Below are 1,151 nucleotides of genomic sequence, written 5' to 3'. Positions count from 1 at the left end.
ACTGAAAGTCATTTTGACGCAATATTTTCAATAACATGCTGTCATGGTATGTCAGCACATTTGCAAGAACATTACGATAATAGAACTTGCTTTGTTTTTTGATTTTACGAACTTGTTGATAGAAATACATTTCATCAAATTCATGCTCAATAAAATCATGTAAAAGGCTTGAGCTTGCCAATACAGATAAAGCTTCATGTCCTGTAAAAGGCAAATGAATTGTATGTAAACTTGGCAAGATCTCTTTTATTTTTAAGTAATGTTCGCGATCAATTGAAAAGTAAGGATCATAAACAATAATGTATTCACGACTTGCATCTACATCTTGCGGCTGAATTTGCATGTCTTTATTCGCGACAGCATCGAAGAACTCAGCATAGCGTCGGTCTTCAACTTGTTCAGGGTCAATTGAATACTGAGGTACAAATGCAATGATTCGATTCATATTTAATAAATTCGAATATTTAATTGCTGCATAGCCACCCATTGAGCCGCCATAACCTACAATATTTTTAAAACGCTGAATAATAGGCAAAATGACTTTTGCCAGCTCAACCATACTGGCCTTTGGGAACCATGATTTTTGTTTTGGCATCACCCCAATAACACTGTATTGGTACTTTATTAGAGACTTTTCATCATTGATAGATAAGCCACTCGCCCGGGTAATCAAATCGCCAAAAGAGAGAACTAATGTATTAGAATCGCCTTGTAAAAAAATGGCTCTAATGTGTTCGTCTTCAAAAATAATTTGCTTATCCATGCTCACACCGAAAGAAAATTTACTCCCACATACATCGTCAAAAATGAAACAAAATAGGTGTTTTGCCAATTTATGATTGCGGAGTATCTTATTTTATAGATGCCAGTCAGATTAAAAAGCGCAAAATATGACACAATCCTTACATCCTGCCGCTCAAAAAGGCTTCAGCTCTGCTGCTGAGCTTTATCAGCAAGTTAGACCAAATTATCCCGTAGAAATAGTAAGTTGGCTACAAGATCGGCTCCAAATACATGAAAATTCTACTGTTATCGATCTTGGATCGGGTACTGGCAAATTCTTACCTTACTTAAAACAGACACATGCCAATATTATTGCGGTAGAGCCAATTGGCGAGATGTTACAACAGCTTCAGCAAGCCTATCCTGAT

1 protein-coding gene and 1 pseudogene are annotated in these 1,151 nt (G+C 36.4%); one reads left to right on the top strand and one right to left on the bottom strand.

Annotation, left to right across the window (positions count from 1 at the left end):
* A pseudogene (locus VXQ92_RS19835) lies at positions 1–763 on the bottom strand (hypothetical protein); the annotation flags it as partial.
* 127 nt (positions 764–890) lie between these two features.
* On the opposite strand from VXQ92_RS19835, the gene VXQ92_RS19830 reads away from it, so the two are divergent.
* Positions 891–1,151 (top strand): class I SAM-dependent methyltransferase (locus tag VXQ92_RS19830; protein WP_416682943.1); only part of this gene is annotated, 261 nt, incomplete at its 3' end.

The organism is Acinetobacter sp. 228, assembly GCF_048147885.1.
The sequence above is the reverse complement of the archived record's forward strand: the minus strand, read 5'-3'. Positions and strand labels throughout refer to the sequence as shown.